This is a genomic window from Glaciibacter superstes DSM 21135, assembly GCF_000421145.1.
Taxonomy (GTDB): Bacteria; Actinomycetota; Actinomycetes; order Actinomycetales; family Microbacteriaceae; genus Cryobacterium; species Cryobacterium superstes.
Genome location: NZ_ATWH01000004.1, coordinates 77257 through 97318 on the forward strand (window position 1 = coordinate 77257; position 20062 = coordinate 97318).

The following is a 20062-nucleotide window of genomic DNA, read 5'->3' on the forward strand; positions in this document are numbered from 1 at the left end:
GGTTAGTCGCGCCTCAGCCGAGTGGAAGCGTCAGCGGAGCGGCAGGGTCAGCGGAGCGGCAGTGTCGGTCAGCGGAGCGGCAGTGTCGGTCAGCGGCAGGGAGACCCGGAAGCTGGTGAAGCCGGGGCGACTCACCACCTCAACCTCACCGTGGTGCGCGGTCACGACAGCACGCGCGATGGCCAAGCCGAGCCCGGTGCTGCCCGTTCCACGGAATCGGGAGCTGTCGCCGCGCGCGAAACGCTCGAACAGGGTCGACTGAAGCGAATCCGGGATGCCTGGACCGTCATCCGTCACCGTGACGATCGCGCGGCCTTCTGCGATACTGCTCGACGCGGAGCCGGTCGACGCGGGGTCGGCTGGCTGAGTGGAGAGCGCTACCGTCACCGTCGTACCCTCCGGGGTGTGCACGCGCGCGTTGGCGAGCAGATTCGCGACGACCTGGTGCAGGCGGGCGTCGTCTCCCACTACCTCAACAGGCTCGTCAGGGAGATCGAGGTTCCAGACGTGGTCGCCACCCGCAACGTGCGCATCGCTCACCGCATCGACGAGCAGCCTGGTCAGGTCAACGGGCTTCCGCTCGAGCTCGCGGCCCTCGTCGAGCCGAGCCAGAAGCAGCAGGTCTTCCACCAGCCCCGTCATTCGCACGGACTCGGACTCGATGCGGTCGAGCGCGTGCACGGTGTCGGGCGGCAACTCCTGCCCAGAGCGACGGGTGAGCTCCGAGTACCCGCGGATCGACGCGAGCGGCGTGCGTAACTCGTGGCTGGCATCCGCAACGAACTGACGCACCTTGTGCTCGCTCGCCTGCCGCGTCTCGAGCGCCAGGTCGACGTGGTCGAGCATGCGGTTCAGGGCGGACCCGACCCGACCGACCTCGGTGCGCGGGTCGGTATCCGCCGCCGGGACACGATCGACGAGCGACACCGTGCCACGGTCAAGCGGCAGCTCTGAGACGCGCGCGGCCGTGTCGGTGACCCGGCCGAGCGGACGCAGGGCGATCCTGACGATCCACGCTGCCATGGCGGCGACCACCACGATCCCGGCGAGCGAGACCAGCGCGATGATCCAGGCCAGGTTCGCCGCTGTCTCATCGACGTCGGCCATCGGAAGGCCGATCAGGTAACTGGCGCCACCCTGTGAATTCTGCGCGACGATCCGATACGAACCGACGTCGCCACCGAGATCGACCGTCACCGGTCCGGTCACGGTCACCTTGTCGCCGAGCACCTGGACCTGCTCCGTATCGAGGGCGCGGATAGCGCCTTCCTCATCGAGGTAACCGGCCGAGAGGCTCGCGCCGTCAAAGACCAGGGCGAGGGTTCCGGATGCCTGGGCAGGGCCGTTGAGGATTTCGAACGCCGCCGGGTTGGTGCCGATCCCCCTCAGCCCGCCGTCGATCACCACGCTCGACCGGTCGGCGGCAGAGGCGAGCTGCCGGTCGAGCTCATCGAGCAGGCGCTGGCGCAGAATGGTGACACTCACCACGCCGATCACGACGCTGACCAGGGCCAGGAGTGCAACGACCGCCACGACGAGGCGGCGGCGGAGCGTCCAGGGTGCGCGGTTCCGCGGGCGCGGGGGCTCTGTTTGCTCTGTCGGACCAGTCGACTCTGTCGCCTCGCCGGCATCCGTCGCCTCGCCCGCATCCGCCGCCTGGCCGGCATCCGTCGCCTGGCCCTCGCCTGGCGTCGGTCCTGTGTCGGCGGGATCGGTCACTGTGTGGCCTTCAGCATGTAGCCTGCGCCGCGCACCGTGTGGATCATCGGTGTGCGGCCGGCGTCGATCTTCTTGCGCAGGTAGGAGATGTAGATCTCGACGACAGAGGACTTGCCGCCGAAGTCGTAGCTCCAGACCCGGTCGAGGATCTGCGCCTTGCTCAGCACCCGGCGCGGGTTGCGCATCAAATAGCGAAGCAGCTCAAACTCGGTGGCAGTGAGCTCGATCGGTTCGCCGGCCCGGAAGACCTCGTAGCTGTCTTCATCGAGGGTGAGGTCGCCGATCGTGATGAGCGGATCGTTGGAGTCTGCGACCGCGAGGGTCGATCGCCGGATGAGCCCGCGCAGGCGGGCGACGACCTCTTCGAGGCTGAACGGTTTGGTGACGTAGTCGTCTCCGCCCGCCGTGAGCCCGGCGATGCGGTCGTCGAGGGAATCCTTGGCGGTGAGGAAGAGCACCGGGGTCTCTTCGCCGCCGGCACGCACCCGCTGCAGAACCTGGAGGCCGTCGATATCGGGCAGCATGATGTCGAGCAGGATGGCGTCTGGACGAAATTCGCGGGCCAGCCGCAGCGCCTGCTGGCCGTCGCCCGCGGTGCGAACCTCCCACCCCTCGTACCGCAGGGCCATAGAGAGCAGGTCGGTGAGGCCCGGTTCGTCGTCGACGACGAGCACACGGATGGCACTGCCGTCCGCCTTGGTGAGCCTCGGCGCGCGAGTGGTACGGGCGGCCCTGTTCTCGGATGCACTGGTGCTCATGATGGACAAGTATCTGCGTACTTCCTATGAGTTCGCTATGTGCGCGCTTCGCGATGTCTGAGGGCGCGACAGGTGCTACCGCAGCCTCGATGCGCGTGAGGGGACGCACAGTGCTCGTCAACCGGCGCGTCAGCGGGCACCGGAAGGACGATTTGTGACCCCTCACGCGTCGCGTGAGCAGAGTAGACCCGTCAGACCAGCCGCGCGAGCAGAATAGGGGAGTGACGACGCTCCTGCTGCACGGCCTCGGCGCCGACCGCCGCCAGCCACTCGACCTGTTCGGGCCGGTGCTGGCCGGTGGGGCGACGGTGATCGCCCCCGATGTGCGCGGGCACGGGGCGTCCGGCGTCACTGGCGACCCGGCCGATTTCGACCTCGACCGGCTGGCAGATGATGTCACCCGCGAGGCGCTCTCTCGCCCCGACGGAGCCGGCGACGGGCATCCGTTCACCGTCGTCGGCATCTCGATGGGCGCGGCCATCGCCCTGCGCATCCTGCTTCGCGGCCTGCTCCCGATCGAGCGGGCGGTCTTCGTGCGGCCGGCGTTCACCGACGAACCGTTGCCGCAGAACCTGCGCGCGTTCCCGGTGATCGGGCAGCTGCTCGCCGACCTCGGAGCCGTCGCCGGCGAAGACGCGTTTCGGCGCACCGCCCTCTTCGAACGCACCCGTGTCGAGTCCCGACTCGGTGCTGCCGGGCTTCTCAGCCAGTTCCGGTCGACGGATGCTGCGGCGCGCGCCGTTCGGCTCGTCGAGATCCCACGCAACCGGGCTTTCGACTTTGACGCGGAGCTCGCGGCGGTGGCGGGCGGCGCACACCCAACCCGCACCATGGTGGTTGCCGCCCCGCGCGACCCCGTGCACCCGGAGGCGGTCGCCGAGCGCTGGGCCGACAGCCTCGGGGCCGACCTGCTACGCGTGCCGGCCCGCGACGACGGCGCGCCGGCGCACGCGAGTGCTATGCGCGAAGCCGTCGACGGCTGGCTCGACGCGCACTGACCCCGGCAGTTGTGAACCACGGAGGGGCGTGCGGGCGCGGCGCGCGACCGCGCCACCCATAGCCGACTCATAGCCGCACCACAGCGTCCGCATATCGGCTGTTTCTAACGTCGGCTGCAGCGCGGGAACACACCCGCTGCCCGAACGGAGACCCATGTTCATCACCTACCTGCGACGGGAACTCGCCGGTCGCCGCAAGCAGACGGCCATCGTCGCCATCGGCATGGCTCTTGCCATCGCCCTCGTCATCATCGTCAACTCCGTGTCCAGTGGAGTGCAGCTCGCCCAGGCGAAGGTGCTCGAGACCGTGTACGGAGTCGGCACCGAAGCATCAACCAAGCCCGGCTCACCGCCGGCATCGGTATGTCCACCTTCGACGCATCCGCCCTCGATACCGTCGGCGACATCGACAACGTGTCGGCCGCAGCGGCGACACTGTCCCTGAGCAACACGACTTTCTCCGGAGAACTACCAGACTTCTCGCAGATGCAGCAGGGCGGGGCCCCAGGGGAAGGCGAGGCACCGCCCTCCGGCGGACCGGACGGCGCCGGCGGCAGCTCATTCGACGTCGACTCGTTCACCGTGCTCGGCCTCGACCCGTCGCAAGACGCCGTTGGGCCTCTCTCGGCCGTCACATTGACCGACGGACGCACTCTTGCGAGCGACGATGCCGGCACGAATGTTGCGGTGCTCGACTCGGCATACGCGACCACCGCATCCGTCGCCGTTGGCGACACCCTCGCGATCGCCGGCACTGACTTCGAGATCGTCGGCCTGGTGACGGCGGCGAGCGCTGATGCCGCGACGGCGTCGAACGTGTACATTCCGCTCGACGTCGCCCAGTCGCTCATGACTGCTCCGTCTAACTTCATAACAGGGCCTCTTCCTGGGTGACTTTGGTGCGTCTAGACACCGCAATCAAACCCCGGGAAGAGGCTCCCGCCGCTCAAGCGGTCGGCCACTGAACAAGAAGTGGGCAGATCTCATGGCCACCAACGGGCAATTCTGCTGGCCGTCAGTGGGCAGTTCCGTGGCCGCCTATGGGCAGTTTGGCATGGCCGCTAACATGTGTTGGTTCTTAGACCGGTTTTTAGATCGGCCCCACTGTCGGGCTGACAAGGTTTGAACCTGCGACCCTTGACCAGCTCAGTTTGTCCCGTTCCTCGCATGATTCCGCGGCTCAGCGCTTGCAGGTCAAGGCACGGCATGGCATACATGGCGCGGCGCGGGACATCGGCTTCACCCGTTCCGGGGTGAGCCGGCGATCGATCGTCGCCGCGCTCATCCTCACCAACAGGGTCGCCTCGGCATCCGTGAGGACAAGCTCCTGATCGTGCCGCATACGCGAGCGCCTTCTTCATCGTGAAAGCCTGCCCGCTGCGTCATCGTCAACTCCATAGAAACGGGCGCAACCCACAGTCACCCGTTACCGATTCCCAAACCACGCCGAAGCGGAGGTTTTCAAATGGGACAACCAGAAGGGCTACGCGGAGGTTCCTTATGAGTCAACGCGAATGGTTGCATTCGTTGGGGTACTGACTATAACCTGTCAGTATCGGCACTCTTGACTTATGAAGCAGCCGCCAACGCCGCACTCAAGGAGGATTCGCGTGCAATTCCACCGAGACGGCTTCAGACTGGGCGACCCACGCATTCAACCAGCCGCCCCAGACACGACCGCGGAGCCCGACGTATCCGATAACGTTGACGTTCTCATCGTGGGCAGTGGTCCAGCTGGCAACCTGCTTGGAGCACATCTTTCGCAGTTTCCGACCGTTACCACGATGCTCGTAGAGCGGAGGCCGGGCCGCCTCGAACTCGGCCAAGCTGACGGTATCGCTTGCCGTACCGTCGAGATGTTTGAATCGTTTGGTCTTTCGCGAAAACTGCTTGAAGAGGCCTACTGGGTGAATGAAACAAGTTTCTGGCGCCCTGCCACCGACAACCGTGAGAACATCGTGCGCACCGGTCGAATTCAGGACGTCGAAGACGGACTGAGTGAGTTCCCGCACGTCATCGTAAATCAGGCGCGAATCCATGACTATCTGCTCGATTTCATGGAGCGCAGTCGAACGCGACTCGTGCCAGATTACAGCTTCGAGTTTCTCGACCTCGAGGTGAATCGCGCTCGTGAGTATCCTGTCACGGCGCAACTACGCGATGTGCGGAGCAGCGAAGTTCGCACCGTGCACGCCAAGTACGTCGTGGGTGCCGACGGGGCTCGAAGTAACGTACGTAGGGCAATCGGTCGCGAGTTGTACGGAGATTCGGCCGGTCACGCCTGGGGCGTAATGGATATCCTCGCCATCACCGATTTCCCAGATATTCGGCTGAAGGCAGCGATCCAATCCGCCGAGTCCGGAAGCATCCTCCTGATCCCACGCGAGGGTGGATACCTGGTGCGCCTGTACGTTGATCTCGGCGAGGTCGACGAGAGTAACAGGGCCGAAGTTCGAAGTCGTACCGCGGAACAGATCATCGAGATCGCGAATCAGGTGCTGCACCCTTACACCCTCGACGTCCAAGAGATCGCTTGGTGGTCCGTCTACGAGGTAGCGCAGCGAGTCACCGACGGCTTCGATGACGTGGCAGGGTTCGATCTCGACCCGCGGGTCTTCATCGCTGGGGATGCTTGCCACACGCACAGCGCCAAGGCGGGCCAAGGCATGAACATCTCGATGCAGGACGCACTTAACCTCGGATGGAAACTCAGTTCCGTACTCCAGGGCCTCGCCGACCCCTCGCTACTCGAGACATACTCTCTCGAACGTCAGCCGACCGCCCAGCAACTTATCGATTTCGACCGCGAGTGGTCCACCATGATGGCAGCTGGCCCGCGCGACCCGAATCACCCGGAGCGCGGGGGCGTCGATCCCGAAGAGCTGCAAGAATACTTCACCAGATCGGGGAAGTACACCGCGGGCCTCGGGATTCGCTACGCTCCTTCTCGGCTGACCGGCCAAGGTGAGGCTCAGCTGCTCGCGACCGGTTTCGAGGTTGGTACCCGGATCCACTCCTTCCCCGTCACCAGAGTGTCCGATGCGAAACACCTCGAACTCGGACACGTACATCGGGCCGATGGGCGCTTCCGGGTCTACCTCTTCAGCGACGAAGATGAGACAGCGTTCGTTCAGCTCTGCGATTGGCTCGAGCGGGATCCCACCTCACCAATCGTGCGCCACACCCCGGCGGGGTGGAACATTGACGACGTCATCGATGTACGCGGTATCGTGCAGCGGCCGCACCGCGACGTTGGTCTCCACGAGTTACCGAACCTCTTGCGCCCCCGCACTGGTAGTCATGGTCTCATCGACCAGGAGAAGGTTTTCTCATCGGTAACCCGATCCGGAGAACTCTTTAACGCTCGCGGCATTGATCGGAAACAGGGCGCCGTGGTGATCGTCCGTCCGGATCAGTACATCGCCGATGTGCTAGCGCTGAACGACTTTAACGGTCTATCGGGCTACTTCGACGGCGTGCTACGTCTCGTTTGATAATGGCAGGTCCGGCCAACCGCACGATTCCTGCTGCTGAACAGTGCCACACTGAGATTTATGAGCCACGATCATCCAGCTGGGTACCACACCGGCCACCTGTTGCGCCGCGCTCAGCAGCTACACCTGGCACTGTGGAACCGCGAGGTCTCGTCCGAGGTTTCAAGCGTGCAGTTCACCGCACTCTCCGTGCTCCAGCGCCGCCCTGGCATCAGCCAAGTGGATCTGGGCCACGAACTCGATCTCGACCGCTCGACGATTGCTGACCTCGTGGAGCGCATGATACGTAATGAGCTCATCGACCGAGTGCAGAGCACGAAGGATCGCCGAAGGAAGGTGCTGACTCTCACGCCCCTCGGAGATTCCACCGTACGAGCGCTTCGTCCCGCGGTAGACCGGGTCGAAGTGCTACTCACGGAAAGCCTGGACTCCCGCGCCAGCGCCGTACTGTGCTCCACGCTACTCACCATGCTTGCGCATGGAGTCGAGCAGGGGGCGCTTCAGAACGCGGCGACTGCGACCCGATAACACGCAGTATTATGGGCGCCATTCCGGTTGCGGTGTTGCATTGCCACGCCCGTTTCATCAAATATTTGCGCCAAAGCGCGCACCCTCCAGCGCAGCGTGTGTCATTCGGCGAGGGGCCAGCGCGTCGCCGAGTAGATACGTCTGCGTCGTCGTTTCCGGAGTGTCTGCATCCGCCGGCGTCGCAGCGGCGAGCCTCCCCCTGGCCAGGACTACCGCGCCCGCTTCCAGTGCTTCTGCCCTGCCGCCGAATGTCTGTTCCGTGCGAAGCACTCCCCGTTCCCAGGCGAGCGGTCTGGTCATCGGCATGAGGCGAACGCCCTGACGCATCAGCCGACCAAAAATTGCGTTCAGCGTGCGTGGCTCAATATCGGTGCCGAACACCGGTCGCTCCGAGATCAGCGTGACACTCCAGCCCTCCGCGGACAGAAGATCGGCGGCGATGAAAGGCTCCAAATGAGGCTCGGCACCTCCCACGACCACGACAGGGACCCCCGCCGGCGGCCGCTTGCCCTCGAGTAGCTCCTCGGTAGTGTGCACCGCTGAATCAGCATCGAAGTCGAGCGGCAACGCGATGGAACCCGTCGCCCAAACCACGCGATCAGCTTTGAGGCCGGAGACCGTCTCTTCGGTTGCGACGACACCGGGCCTGAACTCAACGCCGGACTCCGCGACCCGGCGCTCGAGTTGCTCAATCATGGCAGACCACTCGGAAAGCAACGGTGAATTGACCAGCTTGCGCAGCATCCCACCGACCCCGTCGGCTCGATCGATCAGGACGACATCGTGGCCGCGATCCGCTGCCCTGATCGCGAGGTTCGCTCCGGCCGGGCCGGCACCAATCACCGCAATTCGTCGTGATTGGTCAACCGGCACACTCTCGTGCGCCCCCTCCCGTCCCGCATCGGGGTTGACCGGGCACGAGAGTGGCACTCGAACACACTCGTTGCAGCCGATACACCGGTTGATCTCGGCGTCTTTGCCCGCTATCGCTTTGGCCGGGAAATCCGGGTCGGCGATGAGTGCCCTCGCGAGCCCCACCATATCGGCGACGCCGTTCTCGAGGATACCGCGGGCGAAAGCAGCGCTGGTGATGCGACCGGTGACCAGTAGCGGGCGCGCTAGACCCGCATCGGAAAGGGCTCGTCGGACCTGTTGCGCGCCGTCGAGAGCGGGGCCATACTCGTTGAGCCATGGGCTCGTGTAGGAAGTCGCCGGGCGATTATCGCGCAGCCCGGTATGGTTCCCGATCGAGACGCTGAGAAAATTGAGATAGGGCGCGACCGCTACCGCAACATCCGATGCACCGTCTGTCGTTAGGCCACCGGTGATCTCCTCGTCCGCCTGCAATCGGATGCTCAAGGACGGGGCATCCCCGACTCTCTCCCTGATCGCTTCCAGCAGTCGTGCGAGTAGTGTCGGGCCGGCCGCCCACTCGTCCGTGCGCCGGTTGTAATAGGGCGAGATGAAGCGATTGAGCAAATAGCCGTGACTCGCATGAAGCTCGACCCCATCAAACCCCGCCGCGACAATGGACGCTGAGGTATCAACATAGGCATCTATCAGGTGCCCAATCTCGCGGGCCGTCAGCGCATGCGGCACGGTTCCGAACTCATCACCGCGAATCGCTGATGGTGCAATTGCCGGTGCGAAACTATCCCAGGATTGCTCGGCGCCGGGGTGATGAACCTGCCCGATGGCGAGCGAGCCGAATTGCTGTACCGCGTTCGCGAAGGCACCGAGCACATCACCATATTTCTGTTGGTGATGATTCGCGTAGCGTGGATCTGCGGGGTGCAATGGGACGCCATCCTGGTCAGAACGGCCGCGCTCGAGTCCCGCGACAATTTCCGGTGGATACACGGGGAAACCCAGCATGCCGGCCCCAGCGGGGAGGATTGCCATGCCATAACCTGGTGCGCGCCTGGCAAGGTAAGTGGGAAGCCGTATTGCACCGAGACGCCCCAGATGGGGAGTCATCACGAAACGATTGCGCAGGGTGAGTGAACCCGAACCCCCGAGATCCAGCGGCTGGGCAAGTAAGTTCGGATTCACTGCACACTCTCTTTTCGAACGTCTGTGGAGCTCGGACGGACAGGTCATGGTTCTGGAGGATAGGACCTGGTCGTTGGCCACCTATTAGGAGCTATCCCTGAGGCGCTACCCCTGAGAAGAAGCCAAAGCCTTTGCACTCAAATAGCCGGACACCATGCCAGCACCGAGGGTCGCACCCGCGCCAGGGTATCCAGCCCCGAACCAGCTCGCCGCAACATTTCCCGCCGCGTAAAGTCCAGGAATCGGGCCACTTCTATCGGCACGAAGTACGTTGCCGGTGGCGTCTGTGAGCGGGCCGCCTTTGGTGCCGAGCGCCCCGAGTCGGATCTGAACGGCATAGTACGGGCCGCCTTCGAGTGGGCGGAGGTTACGGTGCGGTGTTACCCGCGCATCTCCTCGATAGGTGTCGTAAGCAGACTCGCCACGGTGGAACTCAGGATCCTTACCCGTCGCGGCGTACTCGTTGTACCGCGTGATCTGGTCGTTGAAGCCGGCCTTATCGATACCGACCTTCTCAGCGAGCTCGTCGAGTGAATCCGCCACTGTAATCCATGCCGGTGTAAAGGCATCCGGAGTGACCATTCCCACCGAATAGGAGTCGCGGAAGCGCTGATCGAAGATCAGCCAGCATGGCTGGTTAGCGTATGCGTAATTCTGCGGATCGAAGTTGCCGAGCGCCTTGCCCATGTCGTTGTAGTTCATCGCCTCATTCACGAAGCGGTGCCCAGCTTGGTTGACAATGATGCCGCCGGGCAGCGTACGCAAACTGCTGGTCGGGCGGTAGAGTGGCTCGTCATCGTAGGTGTCTCCTTCGGCGTAGAGCGTCGGGGTCCACCAGGCTTCACTCATATTGCCCAGCGCAGCTCCGGCCTCCATCGCCATGATGAGACCGTCGCCGGTATTCGCTGGCGGGCTAGCCGGGGAGTTCAGGGGCTTGCCAAGGAATTGATCGACCAGATTCTTGTTCCACTCGAACCCACCGCTCGCGAGTACGACACCGCGCTCCGCGCGGATCTCCTCTTCGAGGCCGTTGTGTTCGATGACAACACCGGCGACTACGCCGTCATCACCGCGGATGAGTGAAAAGGCAGGCGAGTCAACGAGCACCGTCACACCGCGGTCGAGACATCCCTTGAGTAGAGCGCCACAGAGCGCTGCCCCCATCCCGACGATGCCCTGGGACACCCGATCAGCGACGAGAGCCCAGTCCCAGCGGTCCATCGTGTCCTGACCCCACGCATCCACCTCGAGGCGGGTGATCGGAACGCCACTATGGGACGTCCGTAGCTTGGTTTGAAAGTCCCCGAGCAGTGTACTGTCGAAAAGATCGCCCTGCAGAGTGCGACCGCCCTCGGCCTTGGCACCCGGCAACTCCGGCTGGTAGTCGGGATGATGAGGATTCGCCTCAAACTTGATCCCGGTTAGAGCGACGACCTCGTCGAGCATTGGATTCACCGTGTCCACGAAGGTGGTGTAAAGCTCCTCGTCCACCCGGTCAAGGGTTAGTGCGCGCAAATACTCGATCACCTCGTCACGGCTGTCACCGCGGCCAAGCTCCGCCATATAACGATTCCCCGGCGCCCAGATGGAGCCGCCCGAGACCACGCTGGTACCACCGATCACTCCCGTCTTCTCGACAACGGTTACCTTGAGACCTTCCGCGGCGGCGATAAGTGCGGCGGTGAGCCCGGATGCACCGGAACCAATGACGACCACGTCTGTGTGCTGCATGTTCGTGTTTCCTCGTTCTGCCCGGAATGCGGGCGGGTCATGTTATTCGGAGTTTGTTATTTGGAGAGACTTGCGACGTTGTGACACGCAATGAACTGACCGCGTGCCTTTTCTTCCAGTTGTGGTTCTTCTTCCACGCAAAGCGCTGTCGCCAGCGGACACCTGGTTCGGAACCGGCATCCGCTCGGTGGGTTCAACGGCGACGGGAGTTCCTGCACCTCCCCTGGAAGACCGGGGAACACTCGCTCCCCGGTAACCTTGGGCACTGATTCCAACAACAGATCGGTATAGGGGTGATGAATGGTCTCCCGATCAAGGGCCTCAACGTCCATGACCTCGGCGACCTTGCCGAGATACATAACGATGATGCGGTCGCTGATGTTTTTCACGACACCGAGGTCGTGTGAGATGAACATCAGCGAGAGCCCGAGCTCGCGCTTCGTGCGCTTCAAAAGATTCAACATCTGACTCTGCACCGACACATCGAGGCTCGAGAGGATCTCGTCACAGATGAGTAGCTCGGGTCGCATCATCAGTGCACGTGCGATCGACACCCGCTGGCACTGCCCCCCGGAGAGCTCGTATGGGTAGCGGTTCCAGATCGTGTCGGGGTCGAGTCCGACCGATTCAAGCAGCTCGCGGACCCGGGACTCGGTTCGAGCCTTGTCATCGCCCCGGTTCCAAATCGAGACACCCTCGGCCACCAAATCTTTCACCCTGCGGCGCGGGTTGAGCGAAGCGATGGGGTCCTGGAAGATTAACTGCATCCTGACCCGAGATTCACGTAGCTTCTCCGCGCTCAACTCGGTCAGGTCGATGTTATCGAGAACAACACTCCCCGAGGTGGGCTGCGGCAGGTGCATAACGGCGCGAGCCACCGTCGACTTGCCGCAGCCGGATTCGCCCACGATTCCGACGGTTTCTCCGGGGAGAATATCGAAACTAATTCCCGAAACCGCGTGCACACGCTGCCCACTCTTGGCCTGGAACTCGACAACGAGATCCTCGACCCGGAGCCGCGCGTCTGTTTTCTCCTTGAGATGGGCCTTTCCGGTGCCAGCCATCACGGAGCTCCTTCCTGGCTATTGTCGACAGTGGTTCGCACGGCCAACCCATCAATGGGGAAGAAGCAAGCCGCCTTATGTTCGGGCGCAGCATCCGAGACTGGTTCGAGAAGTGGCTCTTGCTCTCGACAGATAGCCCTCGCGTTCTGGCAACGCGGTGCGAAGCGACAACCTGGAAAACGGTCGGTCGGATCCGGCGGACGGCCAGTGATCGACAGTAGTTCGGCGTGGGCGGGACTATCGAGCATTGGTTTCGAGGCCAGCAGACCATAGGCGTATGGATGATACTGGCGCACGAAGAACTCGCTGGCGGGTGCTTTCTCTTGGATTCGACCCGCGTACATCACCATCACCTCATCACTTCGTCCCGCGACTACCCCGAGATCATGACTGACCAGGATCATGGCCATGCCCTGCTCCTCACAGATCGCGCCGAGCAGGTCGAGCACGTGCTTCTGCACTGTCACATCGAGTGCGGTCGTCGGCTCATCAGCGACCAGCAGCTGAGGGCTACACGCGAGCGCGATCGCAATTCCGACGCGCTGGCGCATACCACCCGAAAGCTCGTGGGGATACTGGCCGAAGCGCCGCTGAGGATCGGGGATGCGTACTTTGTCGAGCAAGCCGATTGCCTGCTCCTTCGCATCCCGGCGGCTCAGCGAACGGTCGTGCTGACGGAGAGTCTCGGTGACGTGCGTGCCAACCAACTTGACCGGGTTGAGTGAGCTCAGCGGATCCTGGAAGATCATGGCAATTTTGGAGCCGAGAAATTCCGAACGGAGCTTCTTATCCGGGTTCGTAAAATCAACGCCGTCAAAGAGAATTTGCCCGGACACCGTCGCATTTCCGGACAGACCGGTCAGACCCATGATGGTACGTCCCAAAACGGATTTTCCGCTGCCGGACTCTCCAACGATGCCCAGCGTTTTCCCGCGATGAAGATCGAAAGAAACCCGCTCCACGGATACCACTTCTCCGCTCGGGGTGGAAAAGGAAGCACTCAGATCGCGCACCCGCAATAGCGTCTTGCTCGGCTCAATATCGGCGGGTACTGCGTGGAGTGTGTTGGTCCCGATCATAGTGATACCTCTCGTTTATCCCAACGCTTGCGCATTCGTTCTCCCAAAAGGTTGAATGAGAACACCGTAAGGAAGAGCACTGTCGCGGGGATAAAAACAAGATGCGGATACTGCTCCATCTTGCCTCCCAATCCTTCAGCAATCATGTTTCCCCAGGACGGCGTCGGCTGGCGAATGCCGACTCCAAGAAAGCCGAGAGACGCCTCGGCCACAATGAGCACGGAGATGTACACGAAGCTGAGCGACATCATCGAAAGCAACACATTCGGAAGAAGCTCGCGGAGGATTACGCGGCCCGGCTTTGCGCCGAGCGCACGGGCAACGGTGATGAATTCCCGTTGTGTAAACGCAAGTGTATTTGCCCGAGCCAATCGGATGAGACCGGGGGAAGCAACCAGCGCAAGCGAAAATGTCAAACTCACAACGCTCGGACGCAGCACCGTGGAGAGTGCGATCAGAAGGATAAGTGCGGGCACCGCCAGGAGCGTATTCGTGAGGACACCGATGACGGCCTCCCAAGCCCCACGCAGGTAGCCCGCTGAGGTACCGAGCATGGCGCCAACCGCCATGCCAATTGCCACAGCCGCAACGCCAACAGTAAGAGAGATCCGAGCGCCATAGATTAACCGAGCGAAGATGTCGAGCCCAAGTCCGTTGGTTCCTAATGGATGTCCCGGCACTGTGAACGGCGGCTGATTCGTCGGTTCCATAAGAGTCTTGGACGCGTCCTGCGCCTCCGCAAGCGGAAGCAGCGGTGCAAATATCGCGGCGAGGACAATCGCACCGAGCCAGAGAATGCAGAACCACAGAAGTAGGTCGACGTGGAAATTCTTGCGGGGCTTTTCGAAAGAGACCGGGATGGGAGTTGTCTTCGGTGCGGCGAGTGGCCGCCTTGTTTCATGTTGTGGCACGACGGATCCTCGGGTCGATGACGGCGTAGAGCAAATCCACGACGGCGTTGATGAGCACATAACAGACCGCGATGACTAACACAGCACCCTGCACGACTGTCACATTGCCGACATAGGAGGCATTGACGATAAGGGAACCCATTCCCGACAGCGAGAACAGCGTCTCGACGATGACGGTACTGCCGATCAACGAGGCAAGTGCGAGCCCAACCACCGTAATAAGCGAATAGGAGGACGGACGGAAAGCGTCAAAAATCATGATCCGCCACGCTGGCATACCCTTCGCGCGCGCCGAAAGAATGAAGTCCTCCTGCAGCGTACTCACGAGATCGCCACGGAGTACGCGGGTGAAGGTGGGCACTTCTGCGAGGGCGATGGTAATTGCCGGCAGCGCAGCGTGATAAAGGTTGTCTAGCGGGTTCTCTGTGAACGGAATCCATTGTGTTCGAGGGAATATATTCAATTGATTCACCACGAGCGCAATCAGGATTAGACCGGCGACGAAACTGGGGACCGCGAGAATTCCGAAGGTTAGCGCGCTGATCGCACGGTCGATAGCGCCATCTGGTCGGCGCGCAGAGACCATCGCAAGAGGAATCGAGATCGCGAGGGAAATGATCAAGCCCATAGCCGCGAGCTGGAAGCTTACCGGGAAGGCACCTCCGACGAGTTCGTTGACGCTTCGGAAAGGAGTAACCAGCGAATTACCGAGATCGCCTTGAAGCGCGTGACCGAGCCAGCCAAAGTAGCGTGCGAGTACCGGATCGTTCAGGCCGAGCTCCTCGCGGAGCTCGATATAGGCCTCAGCCGGCTGGTCTGGGCCAAGTATTGCGGTTGCGGGATCTCCCGGCATCAATGAGGTCAGCGCGAATGTGCCGATGCTCACCAAGAGCAGCACAACCACTAGTTGAACGACCTTATTGATCATGAGTTTCACGGTGTCACCCTTGTGTGAGGAATGGAGGAATAGGTCTTTCCGGGTCCCAGCGAAACAATCATCCGACGCGGACGAGAGTCTTCGCCTCGACAACCGGCACGGGTCTCCACGCGACCGGCTGAAAGCTCAGCCCATCGAGTGGAGACACCGTCCGATGTCAAGAGAAGGTTATGATCGGCAGCAATCCATCACGATTCGCCGCGCTCCACAACGCCTCGTCTGCCCGCTCGAAGGGGAATACTGGATCAACCAGCGCCTTCGCGTCGAGATATCCGTCCTCGATCAGGTGTGCGAGTCGTGGAATGTCGCGCAACACGTTGGCACCACCGTATGCAGCGGAAAGGTACCGCTTGCCGTGGTAGTCGAATGGACCGGGTGCTGGACCCCACACCTTCGGGTCGCTCGTTGGCGCAATCACCCCGGTCGCGACGAATGTGCCGCCACGACGCGTAAGCTTCGGTCCGAGCGTTATGAAGTGTGCACCAGTTTTGTCATCGGGGCTGCCGGTTGTCGGATCCCCGAATGTAATTCCAGCGGCTTCGAAAACGTGATCCGCCCCGAGTCCGTTGTACATGCCGTCGTACGGCTTGCCGCCAGCATACATATTGTCCGTGGAGGGGCGGCACATTTCACGAATCATCGGAACCAACTCGTCCATACCGGTTTCGTCCGAGTTGATAACGACGTGCGCACCGGCCTTCTTGGCCGCCTCCAAGCGGTGAGGAATGCGTTCGACGGCAATAATTAGCCTCGCCCCAGCCATCTTCGCGGCTTGGATGATGGAGAGGCCGAGCGGGCCGGCCCCAAGGACAACCACGGAGGAGGCGATCTCGACAGGCATGCCGATCAGCCCAAACGCCCAACCGGGGCCGGGAACGCAGGCGAGCGTCGCAAGCTCAATATCGGAGAGCTTGCTTTCATTCACCGGCACTACCCACGACTCATCATTCACCGCATACTCGGCGAATCCGCCGGTGTGATCCTGCCATACCGGCTCGTCGGTATCATTCATGACCGCAAAAGGCGGGTTATCGGGGTGCGCGAAATCAATGTCGTTCTTATGTCCGCAGCACCACCACTCGCCCCGCAAACAGCTGTAGCAGGTTCCACATGCCGGAAGCACGGGCGTGACGACCCGGTCGCCAGGCTTGACCCGGGTGACGAGCGGACCGACCTCCTCAACAATTCCCATGGCGCCGTGGCCAGGGCTGCGGGTACGCCAGGCCTCTTCGGGCAATTCCGTAACGTTGGTCACAATGGTGTAGCACGCCTGTGCTGCAAGATTCCGAATGACCACGTCCTTGGGCCGGATCGGGTTCAGCCTGAGCTCTTTCATTTCGAACTTGTCCCGATGGCGAACCCACCCTTTGAACACACGAGCTTCATTACTCATCTTCATTTCCCTCATCTTTAAAGCAAACGTAAATACTTTGGATATTGACTTTGGCGCTTTGCCCGGATCCGTAGTGATCGAGCCGAACATCGTCTGGGTCTTTGAGCCCGAACCGATGATCCACTAGCCTTCGATCCACGCCTTTGAGAAATCAAGCGTGACACGAGACGAGACCGTGATCCCGTGCACGTTTCCTGCCCACGTCACGACACCGATACCGCCGCCGAGGGGCACGGCAGGAACGTCCTTCGTAAACTCTGCCTGGACGTCCGCCAGCTTGGCCTTCTTCTCCTCTTGGTCATCGGTCGCAGCGAAGCTCTTGAGCGCATCTTCGAGGCTCTCACTGTAGAAACCGGTGGGGTTGCCCTCCACGCCGAATCGTCCCAGGTAGCTGGTAAAAAGCTCTCCTGGCTCATCCGGCACCGGCCAGCCGTACATCGCAAGGTCGTAGTCCTTGTTGACGAGGACGCGGGTGATAATGTCACCGATCGCCGAGGTCGGGGTGGTCGATACCTCGAAACCTGCCGTCTGCAGTAGCGCCTGCACCGTTAGGGCGGCCTGTTCTCCGGTTGTCTGGTAGAGCAGATCGAGCTTTCCGTCGAAGCCATCAGCCTTAGCCTTCTTAAGGGAGGCCTTGGCAGCATCGAGATCGAACTTCAAGCCGGGGTCGTCATTTTGCCATATCGACGGCGCATCCCACACGACCATTCCGCTGTTTGGGAGGCCGAGGCCGTCATCGGCACGCTGATCGATGACCGTCGTGTCCATCGCCTGCGCGATCGCCCTCCTGACGTTGATGTCCTTGGCCGATGCATCTGGATTTCCAGGGGTGCCATTATTCATGAGCAATACCGCGGAGGTGTTGGCCACGCGAGCGTAGCCGTTGAGACCATTTGCGGGATCAAGCCACTCCAACGCAACTGGAATATTGCCAGTGTATGAACCCTGGGCGTTACCGGCAAGAAGTGCGTCGGATGCTGCTTGGTCTCCGCCGGTGACCGTCTGGAAAATCACCGAATCAAGATTCGGCCGACCGTCCCAATAATCGTCATTCGCAATAACCTCGAGCGATTGACCCGGCGTCCAGCTCTTCAGCACGAATGGACCAGCGCCCACTGGCTGATTCAGGTAGTTTTCACCCTCGGTTTGCACTACCGTAGGGGAAGCGATCATGCCGGGTGCTTGCGAAAGCAAGAACTGGAAATCGGCCCAAGCACTATTGAGTTTTACTTCAACCGTCTTCGGGTCTTTCACCGTCACGCTCGATACCATCTGCTTCCAGAGCGTGGACCATCCCTTGCCACTCTCTGCGACGCGGTCCAGGTTAAATTTCACCGCTTCGGCATCGTAGGGCGTTCCGTCGGTGAACATTACGCCATCGCGAAGCCCTATGGTCCAGAGCGTGAAATCGTCGTTTGCTTTGACCGATTCTGCCATCGCGGGCACGTACTTCCCGGCCTCAGAGTCATACTCGGAAAGCACGCCGTACACCGCCGCGGCCTCGTTACCACCGGAGGTGCCCGAGTACTGTTGCGTCGCCGGATCAAAACTCAGGATTGATCCCGTGTACGCGAACGTGAAAGTACCACCGGTCACCGGCCCGCCCGATCCCTCCGTATTCCCGAAATCGAAATAGCCGGTCGTGATCTCTGCCGCTGTCCCGGGAGCAACGGCGGCAGTTCCCGCGTTCTCCCCACCGTCGCTACCTCCACCGGCCGCATCCGAAGAACAGCCGGCGAGCACGAGCGCTCCTACGAGCGCCATCGCGCTTAGAGATGTAAATACTTGCTTTCTCATCAAATCTCCCAAGGTATATTGGTGGGCGTCCTTGCCGACCATTAGTTGTCCGGCGACTGTGCCAGTTCGGAGTCGAGTAATTGTAATCAGGGTGAAGAATGGCAAATTTAGTTTCCTTCTCGCCATCCTGCGTGCGAAAACGACAGTCTGAGGCAGTGCTAAAGTTCGTTCACTCTAGCTTCACGGTCACCGCCTTATTGACGGTGAATGAGTGCAACTCATCGACGCTCTCCTCGCTACCGAGGCCGGAGTCTTTGACGCCACCGAACGGCATTCCTGCGAAGTGACGCGAACTGGTGTTTATCCATACGTAGCCGGCCTCAACCTGACGTGCGAGAAGGTGCGCCCGAGCCACATCCTGTGTCCAGATACTCGCCGTAAGTCCGAAGTCGCTATTATTCGCCAGCGCGATGGCCTCCTCTTCGGTGTCGAAGGGAGTAACGGAAAGTACCGGTCCGAAGATTTCTTCCTGAAAGAGCTTGGAGCTCGCGGGCACATCGGCGAATATTGTCGGCTCGACGAATGCTCCGGGTCCAGGGGTATTCCCTCCGGTAACGAGCTTGAGACCCTCCGCGCGTCCCGCCTCGATGTACGAGGCCACATTGTCGCGATGACGCAGAGTGACCATGGAACCCATTTCGGTTTCAGGATCAAGGGGGTCGCCCATGCGTACGGCCTGCGCTCCAGCCACAATGCGATCAAGCATGTCGGGGTAGAGCGACCTGTGCACGAGCAGTCGCGACGTCGAGCCGCAAGACTGTCCTGCTGTCCAGTGGAAGTTCATCCCCGTGACTGCGCCGCGGGCGGCGGCGTCAAGGTCGGCGTCTTTCAGTACGATCAAAGGGTTCTTGCCGCCAAGCTCCAGGCTCACATTCTTGATACCTTGCTCTGCCGCGTTGCGGAGGATCGCTTGACCCGTCGGGACACTGCCGGTAAACGCGATGCGACGAATGAGTTTGTGGCCGACAAGTGCGCTGCCAACCCGTGAGCCGGGGCCGGTGAGCACTGAAAGCACACCCGGTGGGAGCACCTCGGAGAATAGCTCTGCCATACGCAGAGCGGAGAGCGGCGTCTGATCTGGAGCCTTGAGCACGACGGAGTTGCCCGCCATCAGTGGCGCCGCAATGCGTGTGGTGGCAAACATGATCGGATGGTTGTAGGGAATCAATCGCGCAACGACACCGTATGGCTCGCGAACCGTGTAATGAAGCAGTTTGGGATCACCCGCCATCGTCGTTCCGCCGAGATGCGTACCCCATTCTGCGAAGAGCTCGAGCATCTCTGCCCCAAGTTCAACGTCGCCTGTCATGGCGGTCACGGGATTGCCGCCATCCTGTGCGTCGAGACGGCCTAGCTCCTCGCGGTTTGCGCGAAGCACGGCAGCCATCTTGCGCAGTACCGCCCCGCGTTCACCAGGGAGCAGCGCCGCCCACTCGCCCTGTGCTGCGGCAGCACTTGTTACTGCAAGCTCGACGTCGTCCGGTGAGGCCGCCGGGAATTCGCCCAGCAGCTCTCCCGTCGACGGCGAGTAGGTCGGGGTCAAACTTCCGTCCGAGGCCGATACCATTTTGCCATTGATCAACATTTTCCAAGTGCTCATG

16 protein-coding genes are annotated in these 20062 nt (G+C 61.7%); 5 read left to right on the forward strand and 11 right to left on the reverse strand.

Annotated features, from left to right (window positions below):
* Positions 1-30 precede the first annotated feature (30 nt).
* A complete protein-coding gene (locus tag K323_RS24590; protein WP_022884456.1) occupies positions 31-1719 on the reverse strand; it encodes a sensor histidine kinase in 1689 nt (562 codons plus the stop codon).
* Entirely contained in the window at positions 1716-2477 is a 762-nt protein-coding gene (locus tag K323_RS0106385; protein WP_022884457.1) for a response regulator transcription factor, read from the reverse strand. The genes K323_RS24590 and K323_RS0106385 overlap by 4 nt, the downstream gene beginning before the upstream one ends.
* A 221-nt stretch (positions 2478-2698) precedes the next feature.
* Between K323_RS0106385 and K323_RS0106390 the strand changes: the two genes are divergently transcribed.
* From K323_RS0106390 to K323_RS24600, 5 genes are all read left to right on the forward strand, one after another.
* Positions 2699-3475 carry an alpha/beta fold hydrolase gene (locus K323_RS0106390; protein ID WP_022884458.1) on the forward strand — a complete coding sequence of 259 codons (777 nt, stop codon included), beginning with the start codon at positions 2699-2701 and terminating at the stop codon, positions 3473-3475.
* 154 nt (positions 3476-3629) lie between these two features.
* Positions 3630-3920: a hypothetical protein gene (locus K323_RS29765; RefSeq protein WP_157509368.1), complete on the forward strand. Its 291-nt coding sequence runs from the start codon at positions 3630-3632 to the stop codon at positions 3918-3920.
* Positions 3839-4369: an ABC transporter permease gene (locus tag K323_RS28415; protein WP_022884459.1), complete on the forward strand. Its 531-nt coding sequence runs from the start codon at positions 3839-3841 to the stop codon at positions 4367-4369. The genes K323_RS29765 and K323_RS28415 overlap by 82 nt, the downstream gene beginning before the upstream one ends.
* 677 nt (positions 4370-5046) lie before the next feature.
* Complete coding sequence (locus tag K323_RS0106405) at positions 5047-6969, forward strand: FAD-dependent monooxygenase (protein WP_245570934.1); 1923 nt, start codon at positions 5047-5049, stop codon at positions 6967-6969.
* 60 nt (positions 6970-7029) lie between these two features.
* Positions 7030-7497, forward strand: a complete 468-nt coding sequence (locus K323_RS24600) for a MarR family winged helix-turn-helix transcriptional regulator (protein ID WP_022884462.1) — start codon at positions 7030-7032, stop codon at positions 7495-7497.
* 57 nt (positions 7498-7554) lie between these two features.
* Here K323_RS24600 and K323_RS0106415 read toward each other — a convergent pair whose 3' ends face one another.
* The 9 genes from K323_RS0106415 to K323_RS0106460 all read right to left on the reverse strand — a co-directional run bounded on the left by K323_RS0106415 (position 7555) and on the right by K323_RS0106460 (position 20061).
* Positions 7555-9399, reverse strand: a complete 1845-nt coding sequence (locus K323_RS0106415) for an oxidoreductase (protein WP_169515613.1) — start codon at positions 9397-9399, stop codon at positions 7555-7557.
* 255 nt (positions 9400-9654) lie between these two features.
* Entirely contained in the window at positions 9655-11280 is a 1626-nt protein-coding gene (locus tag K323_RS0106425; protein WP_022884465.1) for an FAD-dependent oxidoreductase, read from the reverse strand.
* A gap of 56 nt (positions 11281-11336) precedes the next feature.
* Positions 11337-12344 carry an ABC transporter ATP-binding protein gene (locus tag K323_RS0106430; RefSeq protein ID WP_022884466.1) on the reverse strand — a complete coding sequence of 336 codons (1008 nt, stop codon included), beginning with the start codon at positions 12342-12344 and terminating at the stop codon, positions 11337-11339.
* Positions 12344-13423 carry an ABC transporter ATP-binding protein gene (locus K323_RS24605; RefSeq protein WP_022884467.1) on the reverse strand — a complete coding sequence of 360 codons (1080 nt, stop codon included), beginning with the start codon at positions 13421-13423 and terminating at the stop codon, positions 12344-12346. Before K323_RS24605 ends, K323_RS0106430 begins: the two co-directional genes overlap by 1 nt.
* Positions 13420-14334 (reverse strand): ABC transporter permease, encoded by a 915-nt coding sequence (locus K323_RS24610; RefSeq protein WP_022884468.1) that lies wholly within the window; start codon positions 14332-14334, stop codon positions 13420-13422. The genes K323_RS24605 and K323_RS24610 overlap by 4 nt, the downstream gene beginning before the upstream one ends.
* Positions 14321-15262, reverse strand: a complete 942-nt coding sequence (locus K323_RS0106445) for an ABC transporter permease (protein WP_022884469.1) — start codon at positions 15260-15262, stop codon at positions 14321-14323. Before K323_RS0106445 ends, K323_RS24610 begins: the two co-directional genes overlap by 14 nt.
* Positions 15263-15428: 166 nt before the next feature.
* The gene (locus tag K323_RS0106450) at positions 15429-16754 is read right to left on the reverse strand and encodes an alcohol dehydrogenase catalytic domain-containing protein (RefSeq protein ID WP_084697064.1); all 1326 of its coding nucleotides are present in this window, start codon (positions 16752-16754) and stop codon (positions 15429-15431) included.
* Between the two features lie 33 nt (positions 16755-16787).
* A complete protein-coding gene (locus K323_RS0106455; protein WP_169515614.1) occupies positions 16788-18566 on the reverse strand; it encodes an ABC transporter substrate-binding protein in 1779 nt (592 codons plus the stop codon).
* A gap of 64 nt (positions 18567-18630) precedes the next feature.
* On the reverse strand, positions 18631-20061 hold the full coding sequence (locus K323_RS0106460; RefSeq protein WP_051147238.1) for an aldehyde dehydrogenase family protein: 1431 nt from the start codon (positions 20059-20061) through the stop codon (positions 18631-18633).
* Between the last annotated feature and the right edge of the window lies 1 nt (position 20062).